Raw genomic sequence first — 1,589 nt, forward strand, 5'->3', positions numbered from 1 at the left:
AAAACAAATCGATAAATTTGATATCAAACCCAAAGATCTTGAGTTTAAAACTCCTTGATTTTTAACAAAATAAATTGACGTTAGTCAGAATAAAAAAGGAAAATGAAGCAAAGAAATACAATATTATGTCCAGCAACTTTAACAATTGGATTGCTATCATCAAAATGGAAAGCACATATCTTGGCACATATTGGATTAAGAGAAGAAGGAATTAGATTTGGTGAACTTTCAAGATTACTACCTGAAATAAGTCGTAAGATGCTAACGCAAAGCTTAAATGAATTAGTGGAAGATGGATTTCTAAAGCGTAAAGCCTATCCAGAGGTGCCACCTAAAGTTGTTTACAATTTGACTGAATTAGGGTTAGAAATACAAACAGTAATCAATGCATTAGCAACATTTGGTAGTAAATACATTGCTGAAAACAGGGAAAAGATAGAACGTTCTTATGGCACTAACAGAGTAAATGAGCAAATCAATATTGCCCTCAAGATGGGATGGCTTAAAACAGAGACATGATTCTACTTTATAACAAAATAATATGCCTTGGAATCATGTCTCTGTCTAGGTTTTGGATTAGAAAAGCCTTTTACCTAAAAAGAAGGTAAGATTTTTGGTTGCTTCATTTCTAATAGGTACTAAATCAAGAAATCTTTGATTGCCAAAAAGACCCTGTAATTGTTCATTGGTTTTTACAGTAATAAATTGAACTTCATCAGGCATAGCAATATCATCTTCTCCAATACCAGCTATAATCGCATTAGAAGTCAAAATGTGAGTAACTTCTAACTCATGTTGAGCAAAGTACTTACCTGCTTTAGCTTCAAAATTTCTAAGTTTTTGCTCACCACCTTTGTCAAAATAAAAAGCACCAATTAGAAAAACTTCAGCGCTTAAATCAACCGCTTCTATTTCATATTTATTAGCAACAACAATCGTCATTTTTTTAACGCCTTCTTCACGTATGGGCAGTAGTTTTTGAAATTCAGTATCCTCAAAGAGTTGTCCGAGTGCTTCTTCATTAATCGCTGAAGCCAATTGAATTTCATCAGGCGTTTCCATCTGTGTATCTCCGTCAGCTGGAATACTTGCTATCTCATTGATGATACGATGCAATTGAATACCATGCTTTTGAAAAAAAGGAGCAGCCTTTTCTTCAAATTCTCTTAGCTTATTACTATCCTTGTACCATATAAGAATGGTGTAATAAACTTTTGTGTCAATTGCCTCTTTTGTGTCAATAATCTCTTCCTGTTGCTCGACTTTGTTGCCACCATTACACGATGCGGTTGTGAATAATAGTAGAGTCGAAAAAATTAAAGTGTATTTCATTTTTTTGTTTTTTTTTGATAAATAGCAAAACAAAGATGAGTTGTAAAAAACTATAAAACAAGTAGTTGCAAATCAGTAACATAGTTACCTAATGGTAGCTTTTATTGATTATCAGGCGATTATATTTAGAGAATATTGAAAAATAAATACTGCTGCCAATAATGGTAACCGTTGCACAAGCCCATAAAACATCAAAAAGCAACCAATAATCTTGAGTATAAGTCCTGATTTTCTGGGAAGACATATTAATATTAGTC

At 32.7% G+C, this 1,589-nt stretch carries 2 protein-coding genes; one reads left to right on the forward strand and one right to left on the reverse strand.

The window, feature by feature from the left end; translation table 11 throughout:
* The first annotated feature begins 102 nt into the window (after window positions 1-102).
* Window positions 103-519: a winged helix-turn-helix transcriptional regulator gene (locus ACXAGJ_RS24580; RefSeq protein ID WP_474843823.1), complete on the forward strand. Its 417-nt coding sequence runs from the start codon at window positions 103-105 to the stop codon at window positions 517-519.
* A gap of 57 nt (window positions 520-576) precedes the next feature.
* Here ACXAGJ_RS24580 and ACXAGJ_RS24585 read toward each other — a convergent pair whose 3' ends face one another.
* Entirely contained in the window at window positions 577-1,332 is a 756-nt protein-coding gene (locus ACXAGJ_RS24585; protein WP_474843825.1) for a hypothetical protein, read from the reverse strand.
* Window positions 1,333-1,589 lie beyond the last annotated feature (257 nt).

Source organism: Aquimarina sp. AWH4_224 (genome assembly GCF_056160245.1).